The 15,491-nt window shown below is 60.0% G+C and carries 13 protein-coding genes; 10 read left to right on the plus strand and 3 right to left on the minus strand.

The genetic code is table 11. The features are described from left to right. Positions 1–84 precede the first annotated feature (84 nt). The 3 genes from DFO48_RS13235 to DFO48_RS13245 all read left to right on the plus strand — a co-directional run bounded on the left by DFO48_RS13235 (position 85) and on the right by DFO48_RS13245 (position 2,599). On the plus strand, positions 85–696 hold the full coding sequence (locus DFO48_RS13235; protein ID WP_199406998.1) for an NADPH-dependent FMN reductase: 612 nt from the start codon (positions 85–87) through the stop codon (positions 694–696). Between the two features lie 108 nt (positions 697–804). Further along, positions 805–1,413, plus strand: a complete 609-nt coding sequence (gstA, locus tag DFO48_RS13240; RefSeq protein ID WP_003072084.1) for a glutathione transferase GstA — start codon at positions 805–807, stop codon at positions 1,411–1,413. Between the two features lie 67 nt (positions 1,414–1,480). Further along, the gene (locus DFO48_RS13245; protein WP_114863686.1) at positions 1,481–2,599 is read left to right on the plus strand and encodes an alkene reductase; all 1,119 of its coding nucleotides are present in this window, start codon (positions 1,481–1,483) and stop codon (positions 2,597–2,599) included. Positions 2,600–2,714: 115 nt separating this feature from the next. On the opposite strand, the gene DFO48_RS13250 is transcribed toward DFO48_RS13245, so the two are convergent. Continuing rightward, positions 2,715–4,403, minus strand: coding sequence for a methyl-accepting chemotaxis protein (locus tag DFO48_RS13250; protein ID WP_003072090.1), 1,689 nt, complete (start codon positions 4,401–4,403; stop codon positions 2,715–2,717). Between the two features lie 272 nt (positions 4,404–4,675). Here DFO48_RS13250 and DFO48_RS13255 point away from each other — a divergent pair, with 272 nt between their 5' ends. From DFO48_RS13255 to DFO48_RS13265, 3 genes are all read left to right on the plus strand, one after another. Continuing rightward, complete coding sequence (locus DFO48_RS13255; RefSeq protein ID WP_003072092.1) at positions 4,676–4,870, plus strand: heavy-metal-associated domain-containing protein; 195 nt, start codon at positions 4,676–4,678, stop codon at positions 4,868–4,870. A gap of 76 nt (positions 4,871–4,946) precedes the next feature. After that, entirely contained in the window at positions 4,947–5,453 is a 507-nt protein-coding gene (gene cueR, locus DFO48_RS13260; RefSeq protein ID WP_114863687.1) for a Cu(I)-responsive transcriptional regulator, read from the plus strand. Between the two features lie 189 nt (positions 5,454–5,642). After that, positions 5,643–6,830 carry an acetyl-CoA C-acyltransferase family protein gene (locus tag DFO48_RS13265; protein ID WP_003072098.1) on the plus strand — a complete coding sequence of 396 codons (1,188 nt, stop codon included), beginning with the start codon at positions 5,643–5,645 and terminating at the stop codon, positions 6,828–6,830. Positions 6,831–6,994: 164 nt separating this feature from the next. On the opposite strand, the gene DFO48_RS13270 is transcribed toward DFO48_RS13265, so the two are convergent. Further along, positions 6,995–8,032: a recombination-associated protein RdgC gene (locus DFO48_RS13270; RefSeq protein ID WP_114863688.1), complete on the minus strand. Its 1,038-nt coding sequence runs from the start codon at positions 8,030–8,032 to the stop codon at positions 6,995–6,997. A gap of 262 nt (positions 8,033–8,294) precedes the next feature. Here DFO48_RS13270 and DFO48_RS13275 point away from each other — a divergent pair, with 262 nt between their 5' ends. Then, a complete protein-coding gene (locus tag DFO48_RS13275; protein ID WP_114863839.1) occupies positions 8,295–8,849 on the plus strand; it encodes a Spy/CpxP family protein refolding chaperone in 555 nt (184 codons plus the stop codon). A 217-nt stretch (positions 8,850–9,066) separates the two neighbouring features. Next, the gene (locus DFO48_RS13280; protein WP_114863840.1) at positions 9,067–9,630 is read left to right on the plus strand and encodes an acyloxyacyl hydrolase; all 564 of its coding nucleotides are present in this window, start codon (positions 9,067–9,069) and stop codon (positions 9,628–9,630) included. Positions 9,631–11,124: 1,494 nt separating this feature from the next. On the opposite strand, the gene dinG is transcribed toward DFO48_RS13280, so the two are convergent. Beyond that, positions 11,125–13,296: an ATP-dependent DNA helicase DinG gene (dinG, locus tag DFO48_RS13285; protein WP_114863689.1), complete on the minus strand. Its 2,172-nt coding sequence runs from the start codon at positions 13,294–13,296 to the stop codon at positions 11,125–11,127. A 283-nt stretch (positions 13,297–13,579) separates the two neighbouring features. On the opposite strand from dinG, the gene DFO48_RS25280 reads away from it, so the two are divergent. Both DFO48_RS25280 and DFO48_RS13290 read left to right on the plus strand, forming a co-directional pair. Next, a complete protein-coding gene (locus tag DFO48_RS25280) occupies positions 13,580–13,732 on the plus strand; it encodes a hypothetical protein (protein ID WP_158545664.1) in 153 nt (50 codons plus the stop codon). A gap of 588 nt (positions 13,733–14,320) precedes the next feature. Further along, positions 14,321–15,484 (plus strand): efflux RND transporter periplasmic adaptor subunit, encoded by a 1,164-nt coding sequence (locus DFO48_RS13290; protein WP_034347924.1) that lies wholly within the window; start codon positions 14,321–14,323, stop codon positions 15,482–15,484. Positions 15,485–15,491: the final 7 nt, after the last annotated feature.

Genomic DNA, 15,491 nt, shown 5'->3' on the forward strand with positions numbered 1-15,491 from the left:
CAATGCCTTGCCAGGGGGGTTTCACGTGAAACATGGCAGCCAGAGCCAAGGCCTAGATGTTTGCCCTGATCACCCTGCCTACGCATGAAAAGTGCAATCGCTCTGTGCTGCAATGCCTGCATGCAAATCCTCATTTTTGCGGGCAGCACCCGCCAAGACTCGTACAACCGCAAACTGGCCAAGGTGGCCGCCTCCATCGCCCGGCAGCAAGGCGCAGAGCCCAGCCTGCTGGAGCTGTCGGACTACGACATCCCCCTCTACAACGCCGACCTCGAAGCGCAGGGCACTCCAGCCGATGTCATTCGCCTCAAGCAAGCCATGCACAGCCATGCTGCCTGGATTGTCTGCAGCCCCGAGTACAACGGCAGCTACCCTGCCCTGCTCAAGAACGCGATCGACTGGGCCTCCAGCCCGGTCAAGGGCGATGCTCAGTGGTCCGATGGCGTCCTGCCGTTTCGCAACAAGGTCGTCGGCATGGCCAGTGCCTCGCCTGGCGGTCTTGGCGGCCTGAGAGCGCAGTCACACCTCGCTGCGCTGCTATTGAACCTGGAATGCTGGGTGGCACCGCGCAGCCATGCCGTGAGCCAGGCGGGCGAGGCTTTCGATGGCCAGGGTCATCTGCTGCGCGCCCAGAACCAGCAAGGCATGGAAGCACTGGTGCAGCAGGTGCTGTGGGCTGCAGGGCGCCTGGGCTGAGCAATCCCCCACGGATACGGACTACTTGCTGTCGGCTGCATATGCATATGACATGCAACCGGTTTAGCATGGGCGCTTGTCTTTTCATTGCATAGAGAGCCACTCACCATGAAGCTTTACTACAGCCCCGGCGCCTGCTCCCTGTCTCCGCACATCGTGCTGCATGAAGCAGACCTGCAGCATGAAACTGTGATGGTCAGCACCAAGAGCCACAAGCTCCAGGACGGAACGGATTACTACGGCATCAATCCTCTGGGCTATGTGCCCTTTCTGGTGCTGGACAACGGCGACACCTTGCACGAAGGCCCGGCCATTGTTCAATACCTGGCCGACCTGGCCCCCGAGAAAAACCTGGCGCCCGCCAACGGCACGGTGGCCCGCTACCACCTGCAGGAATGGCTGAACTTCATCAGCACCGAGGTGCACAAGGGCTTCGGCCCCTTGTTCAATCCTGCAACGCCAGAGGATTACAAGCCCCTGGCACGCGCCAGCGTACTCAAGCGCCTGGCCTGGGTCAACGAGCAACTCGCCAACAAGACCTATCTGATGGGCGACCAGTTCACCGTGGCCGATGCCTACTTCTTCACGGTCACGGGCTGGGCCCAGTTTGTGGGCCTGGACATCTCCGAGCTCGAGCACATCCAGGCCTACCGCGAGCGCATTCTGGCGCGCCCCGCAGTACAGGCCGCCATGAAGGCAGAAGGCTTGCTGAAGTAAGTTTTTTGACACCCATGCAAACTCAAAAGCTCGGTACCCACCGAGCTTTTTTCATCTGGAGTTCTGCATGACCTCATTGTTCGACCCGATTGAAGCGGGCAGCCTGCGCCTGCCCAACCGCATTGCCATGGCACCGCTGACGCGCAACCGCGCTCCCGACGCGGTACCCACGCCGCTGATGCAGACCTACTATGTCCAGCGCGCCTCTGCCGGCCTGCTGATCAGCGAAGGCACGGCCATCAGCCACCAGGGACAGGGCTATGCCGACGTACCCGGTCTGTACAGCCAAGAGCAACTGCAGGCCTGGAAGAAAGTCACCGATGCCGTGCATGCCAAGGGCGGGCGCATCGTCACCCAGCTCTGGCATGTGGGCCGCATCTCCCACAACGTGCTGCAGCCCGACCTGCAGGCGCCGGTCGCGCCGTCGGCGCTGACGGCCCGCTCCAAGACTTTTGTGATCGACCGCGAGACGGGACAAGGCCAGTTTGTCGCCACCTCGGCGCCGCGCGCACTCGAGCAGAAGGAGCTGCCGGGCATTGTTCACAGCTTCGCCACCGCTGCGCGCGAGGCCGTGCAGTCGGCGGGCTTCGATGGCGTGGAGCTGCATGCAGCCAACGGCTATCTGCTCGATCAATTCCTCAAGACCGGCACCAACCAGCGTAGCGACGACTACGGCGGCAGCATCGAAAACCGGGCCCGCCTGGTGCTGGAATGCGTGCGCGCTGTGACCGATGCCATCGGTGCCGGCAGGGTCGGCATCCGCATCTCTCCGGTCACACCAGCCAACGACATCGTGGACGAAAACCCGCAGGCACTGTTTGAGCATCTGGTGCGCCAGCTCGCGCCGCTGGGCCTGTCCTATATCCATGTGATCGAAGGCGCAACTGGCGGCCCGCGCGAACTCGCGGATCGCCCCTTCGACTACCAGGCACTCAAGCAGGCCTATCGCTCTGCGGGCGGCAAGGGAGTCTGGATGGTCAACAACGGCTATGACCGCCAGCTGGCGACGCGCGCGGTGGAAAGCGGCTATGCCGATGTCGTGGCCTTCGGCAAGGCCTATATCTCCAACCCCGATCTGGTACACCGTCTGCGCGACGATCTGCCGCTCAATGCCTGGAACAGCGAACGCTTCTACGGCGGCGGGGCCGACGGCTATACCGACTACCCTGCGCTCGCCAGCCAGTAAGCGCGAGCGGGCTGCAGGCCCCGTCGCCGCTTGCGACAGCAGCTGTTGAACGAAAGAAAAAAGCCCGGTGCAGCGCAGCAACCGGGCTTTTTTGTGGGCGTGCTCCGCCCGAGGATCAGGCCTGTTCGAGCAACTGCTGCTTCTGGCCCGGCAAAGCCACCTGGGCAGAGGCCACCTGGGCAGGCGCCATACCGGGATGGGCGGCAGTTCTGGGGCTGCGCTGTGCGGCATGCAGCGCGCCGCCGGCCAGCTTGAACTGGCTGACCAGCTGTGCCAGTCGCGCCGCCTGCTCGCGCAGCGATTCTGCGGCGGCGGCAGACTCTTCCACCAGTGCCGCATTCTGCTGGGTCATGCGGTCGATATCGCCCACGGCCTGGTTGACCTGGCTGATGCCCAGCGACTGCTCGCTGGACGCCGCTGTAATCTCGCCAATGATGTCGCCCACACGTTGTGCGCTGTCCACGGTCTCCTGCATGGCCTTGCCTGCGCTCTCCACCTGGCGCGCGCCCACGTCCACGGTCTGCACGCTGGTGTTGATCAGCGACTTGATCTCGTTGGCAGCCTGGGCCGAGCGCTGGGCCAGGCTGCGAACCTCGGCCGCCACCACGGCAAAACCACGGCCTTGCTCGCCGGCACGGGCCGCTTCCACAGCGGCATTCAGCGCCAGGATATTGGTCTGGAAAGCAATGGAATCAATCAGGCCGATGATGTCGCCGATCTTGCGGCTGGAGGCCGAAATCTCCTGCATGCTGTTGACGGCCTGGCCGACGATCTGGCCGCCCTGCACGGCCGTCGAAGAGGCCGAGGCCGCCAGCTGGTTGGCCAGCTGCGAAGACGATGCGGTCTGCTGCACCGTGGCCGTCAGCTGAGCCAGCGACGCGACGGTTTCCTGCAGATTGCTGGCCGTCTGTTCGGTGCGGGCCGACAGATCCTGGTTGCCCGTGGCAATTTCCTGGCTGGCCGTGGCGATATTGCCGCTGGCATCGCGCACCTGGGCCACCGTGGTGCCCAGCGACTGCTGCATCTGGTCCAGCGCACGCTGCAGATCCGTCAGCTCATCCTTGCCGCTGACCTCGACCTTGTGCGACAGATCGCCGCCAGCAATCGTCAGTGCCATCTGACGGGCCACTTCAAGCGGACGGCAGATGGACAGCATGTTCAGCAAAGTCAGCGGAATCACCACCACCAGCGCCAGGATCACGGCCACCACAAACATCCAGCGTGTCTGGTCGGCCACGTCGCGCTCGGCCGCAGCCAGTGCGTCGGCCTGCTGGCGCAGCAGCTTGTCCAGCTGCGCCAGCAGCTTGTCGGCCTCCATGACTTCGGCCAGAGCCTTGCCGCTCATGCGGTTGGCCGTGGTGGCCGAATCATAGCCACCGGCCTCCAGCTGGCGCGCCACAGGCTCGAAGAGCTTTCGATAAGCGTCGATATGCCCAATGATGCTCTTGGTCAGCTGTGCGTCCTGTGCATTCTGGTCGGTCACAAACTTGCCCAATGTCACCTTGGATTTGTCGATGAACATGACCCATTGCTGATAGGCCTTGCGCACCTCTTCGGGCTTTTCGTACTGGATGACCATGTCCTTCTCGCTGGAACGGATGCCACCCAGCTCGGTGCGCAGCTGCGCCATATGGCCCGATTTGACAAAGGCGTTGCTCAGAAACTCCTGGCTCATGTCCTGGATGCGGAACATGCCCAACATCCCGGCGCCCCCCAGCAAGCCCAGCAACACCATCACCACACCAATGGCGCCCATCATGCGCGTGCGGATGGTGAAGCCCCGCATCATTTCCAACAGACTCATGAATCTCTCTCCACTTTGAACGACTGGCATTGTCGGGCCAGAACTTGCAAATTGTTTCAGATTGTCACCAACACCGAGAAAAACCCGTGACTGCGATGCCCAAGCCATGGCGATGTGCAATATGACAAGTTCTTATCGGCAGTCTTTGCGGCTTATCAACCCTGCCGGCTTCATGTCTTGTCAAAGGCTTGACCTTGCCATGATGTTAGGGTTGACCATTCAAGACATGGAGTCCGCCAGTCCGGCCGACTCACTTTCTGAAGGAGCCATCCATGCAACAAGTTTTTGAAGTTCAAGGCATGACCTGCGGCCACTGCGAACGCGCCGTCACCAATGCCATCCAGGGCGTCGATGCCCAGGCACAGATCAAGATCGACCGCACCGCCAACCGTGTGGAAGTCGAAACCGGCGCCAGCCGCGAAGCCGTGGCAGCCGCCATTGCCGAAGAGGGCTACAAGGTAGCCTGAGCGAAGCCTCTCCCACCGCGCCAGCACCCCATGCAAGCCATCAGAAGGCTGCTGGCGCGTTTTTTCAGGACTAGCCATGCCCAACCACCCACCGACACAAAAAATCGCTCAGAACTGGCCTGTCGTCATCGGCGAGGCCGCACGCCGCGCCGGGGTTTCTGCGCGCATGGTGCGTCACTACGAGTCACTGGGCCTGCTGCCACCCGTGCACCGTACCGACAGCGGCTATCGCCAGTACACCGAAGCCGATGTGCATGCTCTGCGCTTCATACGTCGCGGGCGCGATCTGGGCTTTTCCATGGACGAGATCGCCACCCTGCTCGGCCTGTGGCAGGACCAGGGCCGTGCCAGCAGCCAGGTCAAGGCCATCGCGCAAAAGCACATTGCCACTCTGACCGAGCGCATCGCCGCCATGCAGTCCATGCAGCGCACGCTGCAGACTCTGGTGCATTGCTGCCACGGCGATGACAGGCCTGACTGCCCCATCCTCGACGACCTGGCCAGCGCGGACACCGACCTGACGCCGGCTCATCACGAGCCCACGGCCCCCACTCCGAGAAGCAGGCGAAGGGCTGCGGCCTGAGGCGGATTGCGGCGGCTTGCGGGTTTCACGTGAAACCATCGCCACCCACGCAGGGCAGCGTCAACAACGAGACATGTTGCACTGCAGCAAATACTGCAGAATACTCTGTGCGATGAATGCGGTTGCTCTCATTCATCTTTTCAAATCATTCAAGCACAAGCATTGCCGACGCGATGCAGGAGACAAACCATGAGCACCAGAGACATCTTCGTTGTCAGCGCCGCGCGCACGGCCATCGGCACTTTTGGCGGCAGCCTCAAGGACGTTCCCAACGCCCAGCTGGCCACAACCGTGGTCAAGGCCGCCATCGCGCGTGCCGGCATCGCTGCCGACACCGTGGGTCATGTGGTGATGGGCAACGTCATCCCCACCGACACGCGCGACGCCTACCTGTCCCGCGTGGCTGCGGTGGACGCCGGCTGCCCCATCGAAACCCCTGCCTTCAACGTCAACCGCCTGTGCGGCTCTGGCCTGCAGGCCATCGTCTCGGCAGCGCAATCGATTGCGCTGGGCGACTGCGAAGTGGCCATTGGCGCCGGCTCCGAATCCATGAGCCGCGGCCCCTACTTCGACATGTCCGCGCGCTGGGGCGCACGCATGGGCGATGCCAAGAGCATCGACTACATGCTGGGCATCCTGCACGACCCCTGGCAAAAAATGCATATGGGCATCACTGCTGAAAACGTGGCCGAACGCTACAAGATCAGCCGCGTGATGCAGGACGAACTGGCCGTCATCAGCCAGCAGCGCGCCGCTGCCGCCATCGAGGCCGGCCGCTTCAAGGAGCAGATCGTTCCCGTGGAAATTGCCAGCCGCAAGGGCGTGGTGCTGTTCGACACCGACGAACATGTGCGCGCCGCCACCACGCTGGACACCCTGGCCGGCATGAAGCCCGCGTTCAAGAAGGAAGGCGGCACGGTCACCGCCGGCAACGCCTCCGGCATCAACGATGGCGCGGCTGCCGTGCTGATGATGAGCGAGCAGGCGCTGAAGTCTTCCGGCGCCAAGCCCATTGCCCGCCTGGTCGGCTACGCCCACGCCGGTGTCGAGCCCGCATACATGGGCATCGGCCCGGTCCCCGCCACGCAGAAGGTGCTGGCACGCACTGGTCTGAAGATCGAACAGATGGACGTGATCGAAGCCAACGAAGCCTTCGCCGCCCAGGCCTGCGCCGTGATTCAGGAGCTGGCTCTGGACCCTGCCAAGGTCAACCCCAACGGCTCCGGCATCTCCCTGGGCCACCCCGTGGGTGCTACCGGCGCCATCATCACCACCAAGGCTCTCTATGAGCTGCAGCGCACTGGCGGCCGCTATGCGCTGGTGACCATGTGCATCGGCGGCGGACAGGGTATTGCCGCGATTTTCGAGCGCGTCTGATACCGCGTTTCCGGGCGCCTGAAGCGCCCATGAAAAAGGCCTGCCGGAGACATCTGGCAGGCCTTTTTTTGATAGCTTCTTGCGCTTGCTAGCCATTGATTTCAGCGTCAATAAATACTGAAATCCTTTATTTACATGCGTAAGAAGCTACATCATTCATAGCATCAGAACGGCGCCTCTTCCGGGGCCGTATCGGCGGGCGCCGTGGCCGGCCCTGTGACCGTTCCCTGGCTGCGCCCTTGTGCCAGACGCACGGGCAAAGTTTCTGCCGCAGGCGCCGACGACAGCGATGCAGGCAGGCCTTCGCCCAGACCCGTGCGCCCTTCCCCACCCAGCGCCTCGATCAGGTCGGGAATCAGGCGAGACAGCTCGCCCGTGGCAATCGTCACATCGGTATCGAAACCGCCGTCATCCTGGGACTGGCCATCCATCACCGCATCGAGCAGCGCGATCTTCTTGATCTGCAGACCTTCGCTGAGCACAAAGCTCACGCGGTCATCCCAGGTCATGGCCAGCTTGGTCGGCAGCTTGCCATGCTCGATATGCTGGCGCACCTCGTCGATATCGAGCGGGTGACGCGCATAGCGCACCACGGCTTTGGACTCATCGGCGGCCTTGAGCTCGCACTCGCGGTCGATGGAAAAACCTGCGGGCGGCTCCTGCGTCATCAGCCAGTGCGCCATGGCGGCCTGCGGACTGGTCTGCGTGTCCAGCAACGCCACCGCAAAGCCTGGCAGGCCTTCGACCAGCAGCGTCACGATCTCGTCGGCACGGCCTTGCGCACTGGTATCGAGCACCAGCGTGCGCGCCTGCGCATCGATCCAGACCCACATGCTGCCCTGCTTGGTGAAGGCCATGGGCAGCAGGTCCAGCTTGGCCTCGTCCTTGAGCTCCTTCTTTTCCTTCTTGCCGGGCTTGCGACCCTCCGTCTTTTCGATGTGCTCGGCCTTCTCGTTGACCTTGCGATTGAGCACGCTGGCCGGCAGCATCTTGGACTCGCTCATGAAGCGCATCACCCACTGGCCGGCCACGCTTTCCGCCAGCGGGCCATGGGCCTCGCCGCGCGGCGGCACCCAGCCCACGGAGCGCTCCTGGGTCGCGCCGCACTCCTCAAACACCGTCTTTTGCAGCGCATCTTCGAGCTGCTGCAGATCGCCCTGCCAGCTCTCGGCAATGCGATAAACAATCATGTTCTTGAACATCAAAAACCTTTGCTAAACCTTCAATCGTCGCCAGCTCCTGCAGCTGGATCTCGCGGAAAAAAATCGGCCGCCAATGCAGCCCATGCATGCATTGTTGCGCAGTCGCAGCCACTCAAACTTATCAAATCTTTACAGAGCGGCTGCAAAACCTCACGTCTCAGAAACATGGGGGGGCCACACTTCAGTCATCCGCTACCGAATGCCCATTCAGGAGCAAGACCAGGCGGCCACTTCTTCCACTTCAACCGAAAAGGAAACAGACATGACCCGCTTTCGCCAGACACTGACCGGCGCCGCTGTTGCAACCGCCCTGCTCGCCTCGCTGAGCCTGCCCAGCTTTGCCCAGACCTCCGCCCCTGCCGAGCAACCCGCAGCCGCTCAAAAAGCGCCCGAGCCGCACCAGCACCAGCGTGGGGACAAGCGTGGCGACCGCATGGAGCATATGAAGCAGCGCATGGAAAAACTCAAGGCCGATCTGAAGCTGACGCCTGCGCAGCAAGCGGCCTGGACCACCTACACCCAGGCCATGAAGCCCGGTGAACGCCCTGCCCCCGGCGACCGCGAAGCCTTTGCCAAGCTGACCACGCCAGAGCGCATCGACAAGATGCGTGAAATGCGCGGCAAGCGCATGGCCGAGATGGACCGTCGTGCCGAAGCCACCAAGGCCTTCTACGCCCAGCTCAATGCCGAGCAGAAAAAGACCTTCGATGCAGCCACCCTGCACATGCATCACCAGCGTGGTGAGCGTCATCACGGCCACCATGGCGGCAAACCCGGCCAGGAGCGTCCCGCAGCTCCAGCCCCTGCGGCAAAGTAAGCCGAGCTCAATCGCCTTCTCCATAAAAGCCCCCGGTCGTCATGACCGGGGGCTTTTTTCATTTCGATATCAATTGGCTGACTACCAACGCAAGCGCTTGCCGACAGAACATTTATTCACAAGCTTCTAGATTCATATCCACAGAGGGAGCGAAATCCAGGCAATACCCAAGCATCGATGTCGCGACCATATTCAAAACATTTAGATGGCAATTGACATGAAAAAACTGCAATTGACAACAAATCTTGTAGTCCCGACGCTGATCAGCCTGGCAAGCCCCATGCTTCATGCACAGCCTGCGCCATCATCGACAACAGCTATCTATCTGCAGTACGGCTCGGCGGAGCACAGCACCGACAGCTGGACGGGCGGCGTCATCCTCCCCTGGAACTGGAGCTACGCCCTTGGCTCGGGACGGATGACGGGTTACTGGGATCTCTCTGTCAGCCGTTGGTCGGCCGACTATCAGGGCGGCAATCGTTCAAGCTGGGTTCTGGGTGCACAACCCACATTGCGCTGGCGCCCCTCTCAAGGCCAGTCTCCCTGGTTCCTGCAAGCCGGCCTGGGCGTGAGCTATGCCATCAACCACCGCTTCATCACCGATCACAAGGAATTTTCGACCCGCTACAACTTTGCCAGCCATATAGGCATCGGCTACCTGTTTGGCGAGCAACTGAAAAACGAGATCAGCCTGCGCTTCGAGCATCAGTCCAATGCAGGCATCAAGCGCCCCAATCCGGGAGAGAACTTTCTTCAGCTGCGATACGCACGCCACTTCTGAATTCCCGGGCCAGCGCGATCCGGGTCGACCAGGCCGCCCAACGGGCGGCTTTTTTCATGCTTTGCAGCATTTGCGTGACCTGTTAATAAACATGGTGATAAAAGCCAAGGAAATTTTCAGTTCTCCACAGACAGGCAAGCTTCTGGAAAGTTGTTCCCAAATCAAGGACATCGGCAGCCCATGTAAGGGCACAGACTTTTAATAAGTGCAAGTTGTTGATTTTCAATGAACTTAATTACTTATCAACAATTAAGTGGACTACTTACTATTACTACTAAGTAAAAAGATAAGAGTAGAAATAACAACTTTGGCCGAAGTGTACACAGCAATCTGAGAGGGCCTGGATAAAAAAACCGGCCGATCAGATCGCGTTCAGGAGGTTCTTGCTTCACCACACCTCTGACATCCAATGTGCCCAAGCATGCTTACATCAGTTGTTCACTATAAAAAACATAGCTAACTATGCTTATATAGCAACACAATCATAGAATTTAATGCTTATCAAGGAAGAAATGAATTTCTGTGGATAACAAGATACCAACTCTTGGGTTTTCCACAAAAATCAAGAGATCGGCGAAGTTGTTCATGAACGGAGGACAGCAGCGACCCTCGTTTGTCTCCATGTTTGTCATCGAGCAAGAGACTTGATTTGTCTTGTTTTTTTGAAGTTATCAACAGCAGATGCCAAGTCTTACTACTACGACTATATTTTTATAAAACTTCTAAAGAACAACTGAAGGCAAACTCCCGGACAGGGGCTGGAGGAAGCTGGAACTGCGCGTGTTCAGCCGCTTCAATCCCTTTGCTTCAGAGGGAAGTTCAGAAAAAAAGCCCTTGATGAAAATTGACGCGCCAGATCTCGAAAAATTGGCGTAAGATGCGCCTCCTCAAAGATCCGAGCTGGGGATAAATTCCAGTGGCAGAGACTGTGAAGCGCTTGTTATCCACAGAATGTTATGAACAGCTGGGGGAAACTTGCCACGCATGCATGCAGCCGATGCCAGCGGCTGATGGCTTGTTATTCATTCAAAAAAATTCAATGATCCGTAGATAATTGTTTTCAAAGGATTTTTTGACTACTTTATGGAGTCCGAACCAGGACTGGGCCGGATACGGTTGGCATCCAGGCAGGTGCAAAGGCATTGCAGCAGGCGTCAATGCTCGAGCTGGGCACCCGCCATGGAGGTCGTCCAAGAGGAAAGGGCCGGATCGCAGGCGTATCGGGTATCGCGTCTTGCATGGGAATGGGCTTGCCGCGCAGTGCGTCGCATCGCTGCAGATGCTGCTCGCAGTCCCGGCAAGTGTTAGAAAAATTACAAATGCGCGGAGTGCGCCGGGACTGAGTGAACGTGCTCAGGAAGGGCGCGGCAGCAGTGCAGAAAAGAGCCATGCTGCGAAGGCCTGGAGCGCTGAAAACCTGCCTCAGGAATGACGCAAAAGAGCAGCGAAACGGCCTTGGATCAGCAGTGTGAAAGGCGCGCTTCGCTCAGGACTTCAAGGCATTGAAACAGGGCGCTTTTGCAGCGTGAACGGCGGCAGGCCCTTGATCAGCAGCTGGCCGTAGCTGGTGCCCGTCAGGCGACGGTCATAGCAGTACACATGGGCCTGGTCTTCCTCGGTCCGGATAGCGCGGCCTACCCACTGCGCCAGGCGAATGGCCGTGGCCGGCACCACCAGCTCGTTGAAAGGGTTGCGGCCGCTGCTGCGCAGCCATTCGGCTCTGGCTTCGCCAACGGGGTCGTCAGGCGGAGCAAAAGGCAGCTTGGTGATGAACAGGGACTCGCAGAGTGCTCCGGGCAGGTCCAGTCCTTCGCCAAAGGACTGCATGCCGAAGATGATGGAGGGCTCACCCATCGCCACGGCCTCGCGGTGGCGTGCCAGCAGTGTCTGGCGGGGCAGGGCGGTCTGCACCAGCACCTGGTTGCGCATGCTGGTGGAAAGCGCATCCACGGCCTGGCGCATCTGCTCGCGGGATGTGAACAAGACCAGTGCGCCGGCCTCTATGCGGCTCAGATCGTTCAGCAGGGCCTCTACCATCTCCTCGGTAAAGCGTGCGGCTTCGCGCGGGTCTGAGACCGTTTCACGGGCCACCAGCGTGCCCTGGCGCGCATAGTCGAAGGGACTTGGCACTTCCAGCGTGGTGACAGAGGCGTCATTGGCCAGCCCCGCCTCACGCAAAAAGAAGTCGAAATGGCCGCAGCTGGTCAGCGTGGCGGATGTCAGTACCGCGCCGCGCACCTGCGACCACAGATGCTGGCGCAGTGTGGAGCCGGGCTGTATGGGGCTGGCATGGGCCTTGACCACGATGAACTCGCCGTCCATCTCCAGCGTGAACCACTTGGCATGGGGCACCATCTTGCCGTCGCCGTCGCTCTCGTTGTTCTGCAGCAGCAATTGCGTGGTGTTGAAAATGGCTTCCAGCCTGGGAGCCAGGGCTCCTACCTGCGCATAGACGGTGGACAGGCGCTGTGCTTGCTCGGGTTGTTCCTTGATTTCGGCACGCAGGGCCTTGGAGACGGCACGCAGCGCATCCAGAAAGCCGTCGGCATGGTGCGCAATCTGTCCCAGAGGTTCCAGAAGGGCCTCTGGCAGCATTCCGCGGGGTGCCCGTACCCTGGCTGGCCCATAGCTGTCTTTTTGCGATTTGAGCGTCTCTCCGTAGTGCTCCATGACCAGTCGCGCCAGCTCCTGCATCTGCTGGCGCAGCTGACCCGCATGCTTGGGCACGTCGGCCAGTTCCTCCACTTCGGCGACCTGGTTCACGCGCAGCGCACGGCTGGCCAGCTTGTCGATCCAGCCCAGGCGGCTCAGATCCATCTCGCCGGCAAACTGGTCCAGAGCCGTGGAGGGCAGGTGGTGGGCTTCATCGAGCACCAGCAGGCAATTGTCCAGCTCGGGCAGCAGCTTGGAGCCCAGCGATGAAAGCAGCAAATCATGATTGGCGACAATGACTTGCGCTGCCACCAGGTCTTTGCGGCGCTCGTAATAGACGCAGTTGCCAAAGGCCGGGCAGTGCTTTCCGGTGCATGAAGAGGACTCGGCAGCCACGGGACTCCAGGCCTCGGCTTCGGGCGGGGTCTCCAGCGAATCGCGGTCGCCGTTCCAGGCCTCCGTGGCCAGCGCATCGGCCATGGATTTGTAGAACTGCATGCGGGCCTGCAGTTCATGCTGAGGACGACTGAACTTGGTCTGACCCTGCTCATCGCCAAACAGGTCGTCCATCTCGTCCTGTGCTTCCCCCGTGCTCGCCAGACGTTCCAGCTTGAGTTTGCAGACAAAGCGGCCACGCCCCTTGGCCAGCGCGAATTTGAAAGGCTGGTCCAGCTTTTGCGCCAGGGCCGGCAAATCCTTGTTCACCAGTTGCTCCTGCAGCGCCACCGTGGCTGTGGAGATCAGCACGCGCGTGCCGCGCGACAGCGCCATGCGGATGGCCGGAATGCTGTAGGCCAGCGATTTTCCGACTCCGGTTCCAGCCTGCACGACAGCGATGGCACGACGCGGTTCCGGCTCATCTTCATCGACTTTTCCGAGCTGGGCCTGGCTCAGCGTTTGTGCGATCTGGGCCGCCATTTTTCGCTGTCCATCACGACTGCGAAATCCCGGCATGGCCCCGACCACGGCATCAAAGGAATTCAGGGCCTCTTCAGCCCACTTTTTTTCATGCATTTCAGCGTTTTTCGAGACGCAAAGACGCTGTGCTTTTGCGACTTATAAGTATTCGTACAGAGATATGTATTAAATAAGATTGAATTTCTTATGCAATACGGCATACAAATCAGGGGAGTTTGTATGTTCTACAGCTGTATCCGAGGGAGTCGGTGGGCAGAACTTTTCCACTACTTGTATATGACTTGTTCATTGTAGTTGTGGATTCTGCCGAGTGCAGTTACCAAGAAACTTATCCACAGAATGGGTTGAAGATTGGCCTGTACATATCCTGGAGACAACCATGTATCAATCCCTGTGGATATGGTTGTTAAATTTTTATGAACAAAAAGATTTTTCTAGATTGCGACTTTGCTGTAATTTTGCAGAAATGCCATGGTTTTCAAGTGCTGTGGGTAAGGTTGTTCATGGCTTTCTTCGCTCTTGCCAGTGGTGAAAAAGCAAATTTATCCACAAGTTTGATGAAAGCCCGCTGGTGCGGCTGGAGGCGCAAGATTACCCACCGGCAATGCTCGTCGCACTGGTTTGTATGCAAGAGCGCCTGTTTCTGTTGAAATCTGGTGGCAAAGGAGGAGGAGGGCGAAATCTATCCACCGCGTGGATAACTTTAAAGCTCACCTTTTGATAGTAGATATTCATTGACTATCAAAGGTTTGACTGTGTTTTCCCTGAAATTCAGAGACAAGGCATGCTTCGGCCCTCGACCATGAAATGATGATGCTTTTGGTACTCATGTATGAAAAAATACATGAGAAATGCCTGTTTTTTGAGCAAATTGCAGAAGGTATGCGTGATTTGCCTGAAAAATGGGCAATGCAGCCTGTCTGAAGGCTGATTGCCTGGTGTCAGGCCATCAGCGGGGCCTGGCCTGCTCTGCGGCCCCGTTCCAGTCCGTGCCCGGTCTTACCAAACCGTAATGCGTGTGTCATCCACGCCGCTGGGGGCTGTTCCTAGCATGGTGGCATCACTGCAAGTGAGGCCGCGGACCAGCTCGTCACTTGCCAGTCATGGAAAAGGGTGAACGATGAACAAAAGCCTTGTGGGACTGCCGGGAGCGGCACATTTACCAAACTGGACATGGGCAAGACTGCCGGTGGTGGCTGCGGCCATTGCCGTGGCGGGTCTGTTGGGTGGCTGTGATGCCTCCAAGGCCACCGAGGAAGCGAAGAAGCCGGTTGCGCAGCTGCCCAAAGGCTTTATTCAGGTCAAGCCAGAATCCGTGAAGATGCTGGAGATCGCGCCCGTGGCCGATCCGCAGGGGGTGCAGATGGCCTGGGCTCCTGCGCATGTGGCGTTTGTCGAGGATCGTGTGGCTTCGGTCGCAGTGCCGCTATCGGCGCGTGTCGTGGCTGTCAATGCGCATGTGGGCGATATGGTCAAGGCCGGTGATTTGCTGGCGACGCTGGTCAGCCCCGATGCACTGCGCACCCGCTATGACGTGGCTGCGGCCAAGACCGCACACGACGTGGCTGTGGTGGAAGCCCAGCGCCAGCAGACCATGGTGGACAAGGGCGTGGGTGTGGAGGTCGATCTGCGTGCCGCGCAGGCCAAGCTGCGTGAAACCTCGCAGGAGTTGGGCCGTGCACAGGGCACGGCAGCGCTGCTGGGCTCCGGTGGCGGCGATCGGATCGAGCTGCGCGCACCGCGCGCCGGCATCGTGGCCGAGCGCAAGGCCGTGGTGGGTACTGCTGCTGAGCCGGGAGCGGCGCTGTTCATGATTGGCGACCCCCAGGCCATGAATGTGGTCGCAGAGGTATTCGAGTCCGATCTGCCCGGCATTCGTCTGGGCAGCTCCGTACAGGTCGAGGTACCGCAGCTGCCCAAGCCGATCAAGGGCACGGTCCGTCATCTGGGGGCGACGCTGGACAAGGAGTCGCGCCGCGCTGCCGTGGTGGTGGAGCTGAGCGAACAGAACCCGGTGCTGCGTCCCGGCATGCAGGCCAAGGTGGGCGTGCAGTTGTCGAATCTGCAGGAGATGCTGATTCCCGTCACTGCCGTGCTTATCAAGGATGAGAGCCGCAGCGTGGTCTATGTACAGCATGAGAACAACCAGTTCGAAGCTCGCGTAGTGACGCTGGGGCGTCCATCGCGCGGCATGGTGCCGGTGATCAGCGGCCTCAAGGTCGGTGAGAAGATCGTGGTGCGTGGTGGCCTGCTGCTCGACGGCGCGGCCAGTCAGCTGCTGTAGTCCCGGC

It is taken from the genome of Comamonas sp. AG1104 (genome assembly GCF_003350425.1).
In the GTDB taxonomy this organism is placed as follows: Bacteria; Pseudomonadota; Gammaproteobacteria; order Burkholderiales; family Burkholderiaceae_C; genus Comamonas; species Comamonas testosteroni.

Coding starts and splice junctions, on each gene's coding strand:
- DFO48_RS13250 (WP_003072090.1), bottom strand. CDS start 4,403: ATGAGTCTGTTGGAAATGATGCGGGGCTTCACCATCCGCACGCGCATG.
- DFO48_RS13280 (WP_114863840.1), top strand. CDS start 9,067: ATGAAAAAACTGCAATTGACAACAAATCTTGTAGTCCCGACGCTGATC.
- DFO48_RS13245 (WP_114863686.1), top strand. CDS start 1,481: ATGACCTCATTGTTCGACCCGATTGAAGCGGGCAGCCTGCGCCTGCCC.
- DFO48_RS13270 (WP_114863688.1), bottom strand. CDS start 8,032: ATGTTCAAGAACATGATTGTTTATCGCATTGCCGAGAGCTGGCAGGGC.
- dinG (WP_114863689.1), bottom strand. CDS start 13,296: ATGCATGAAAAAAAGTGGGCTGAAGAGGCCCTGAATTCCTTTGATGCC.
- cueR (WP_114863687.1), top strand. CDS start 4,947: ATGCCCAACCACCCACCGACACAAAAAATCGCTCAGAACTGGCCTGTC.
- DFO48_RS13255 (WP_003072092.1), top strand. CDS start 4,676: ATGCAACAAGTTTTTGAAGTTCAAGGCATGACCTGCGGCCACTGCGAA.
- gstA (WP_003072084.1), top strand. CDS start 805: ATGAAGCTTTACTACAGCCCCGGCGCCTGCTCCCTGTCTCCGCACATC.
- DFO48_RS13265 (WP_003072098.1), top strand. CDS start 5,643: ATGAGCACCAGAGACATCTTCGTTGTCAGCGCCGCGCGCACGGCCATC.
- DFO48_RS13235 (WP_199406998.1), top strand. CDS start 85: ATGAAAAGTGCAATCGCTCTGTGCTGCAATGCCTGCATGCAAATCCTC.
- DFO48_RS13290 (WP_034347924.1), top strand. CDS start 14,321: ATGAACAAAAGCCTTGTGGGACTGCCGGGAGCGGCACATTTACCAAAC.
- DFO48_RS25280 (WP_158545664.1), top strand. CDS start 13,580: ATGTATCAATCCCTGTGGATATGGTTGTTAAATTTTTATGAACAAAAA.
- DFO48_RS13275 (WP_114863839.1), top strand. CDS start 8,295: ATGACCCGCTTTCGCCAGACACTGACCGGCGCCGCTGTTGCAACCGCC.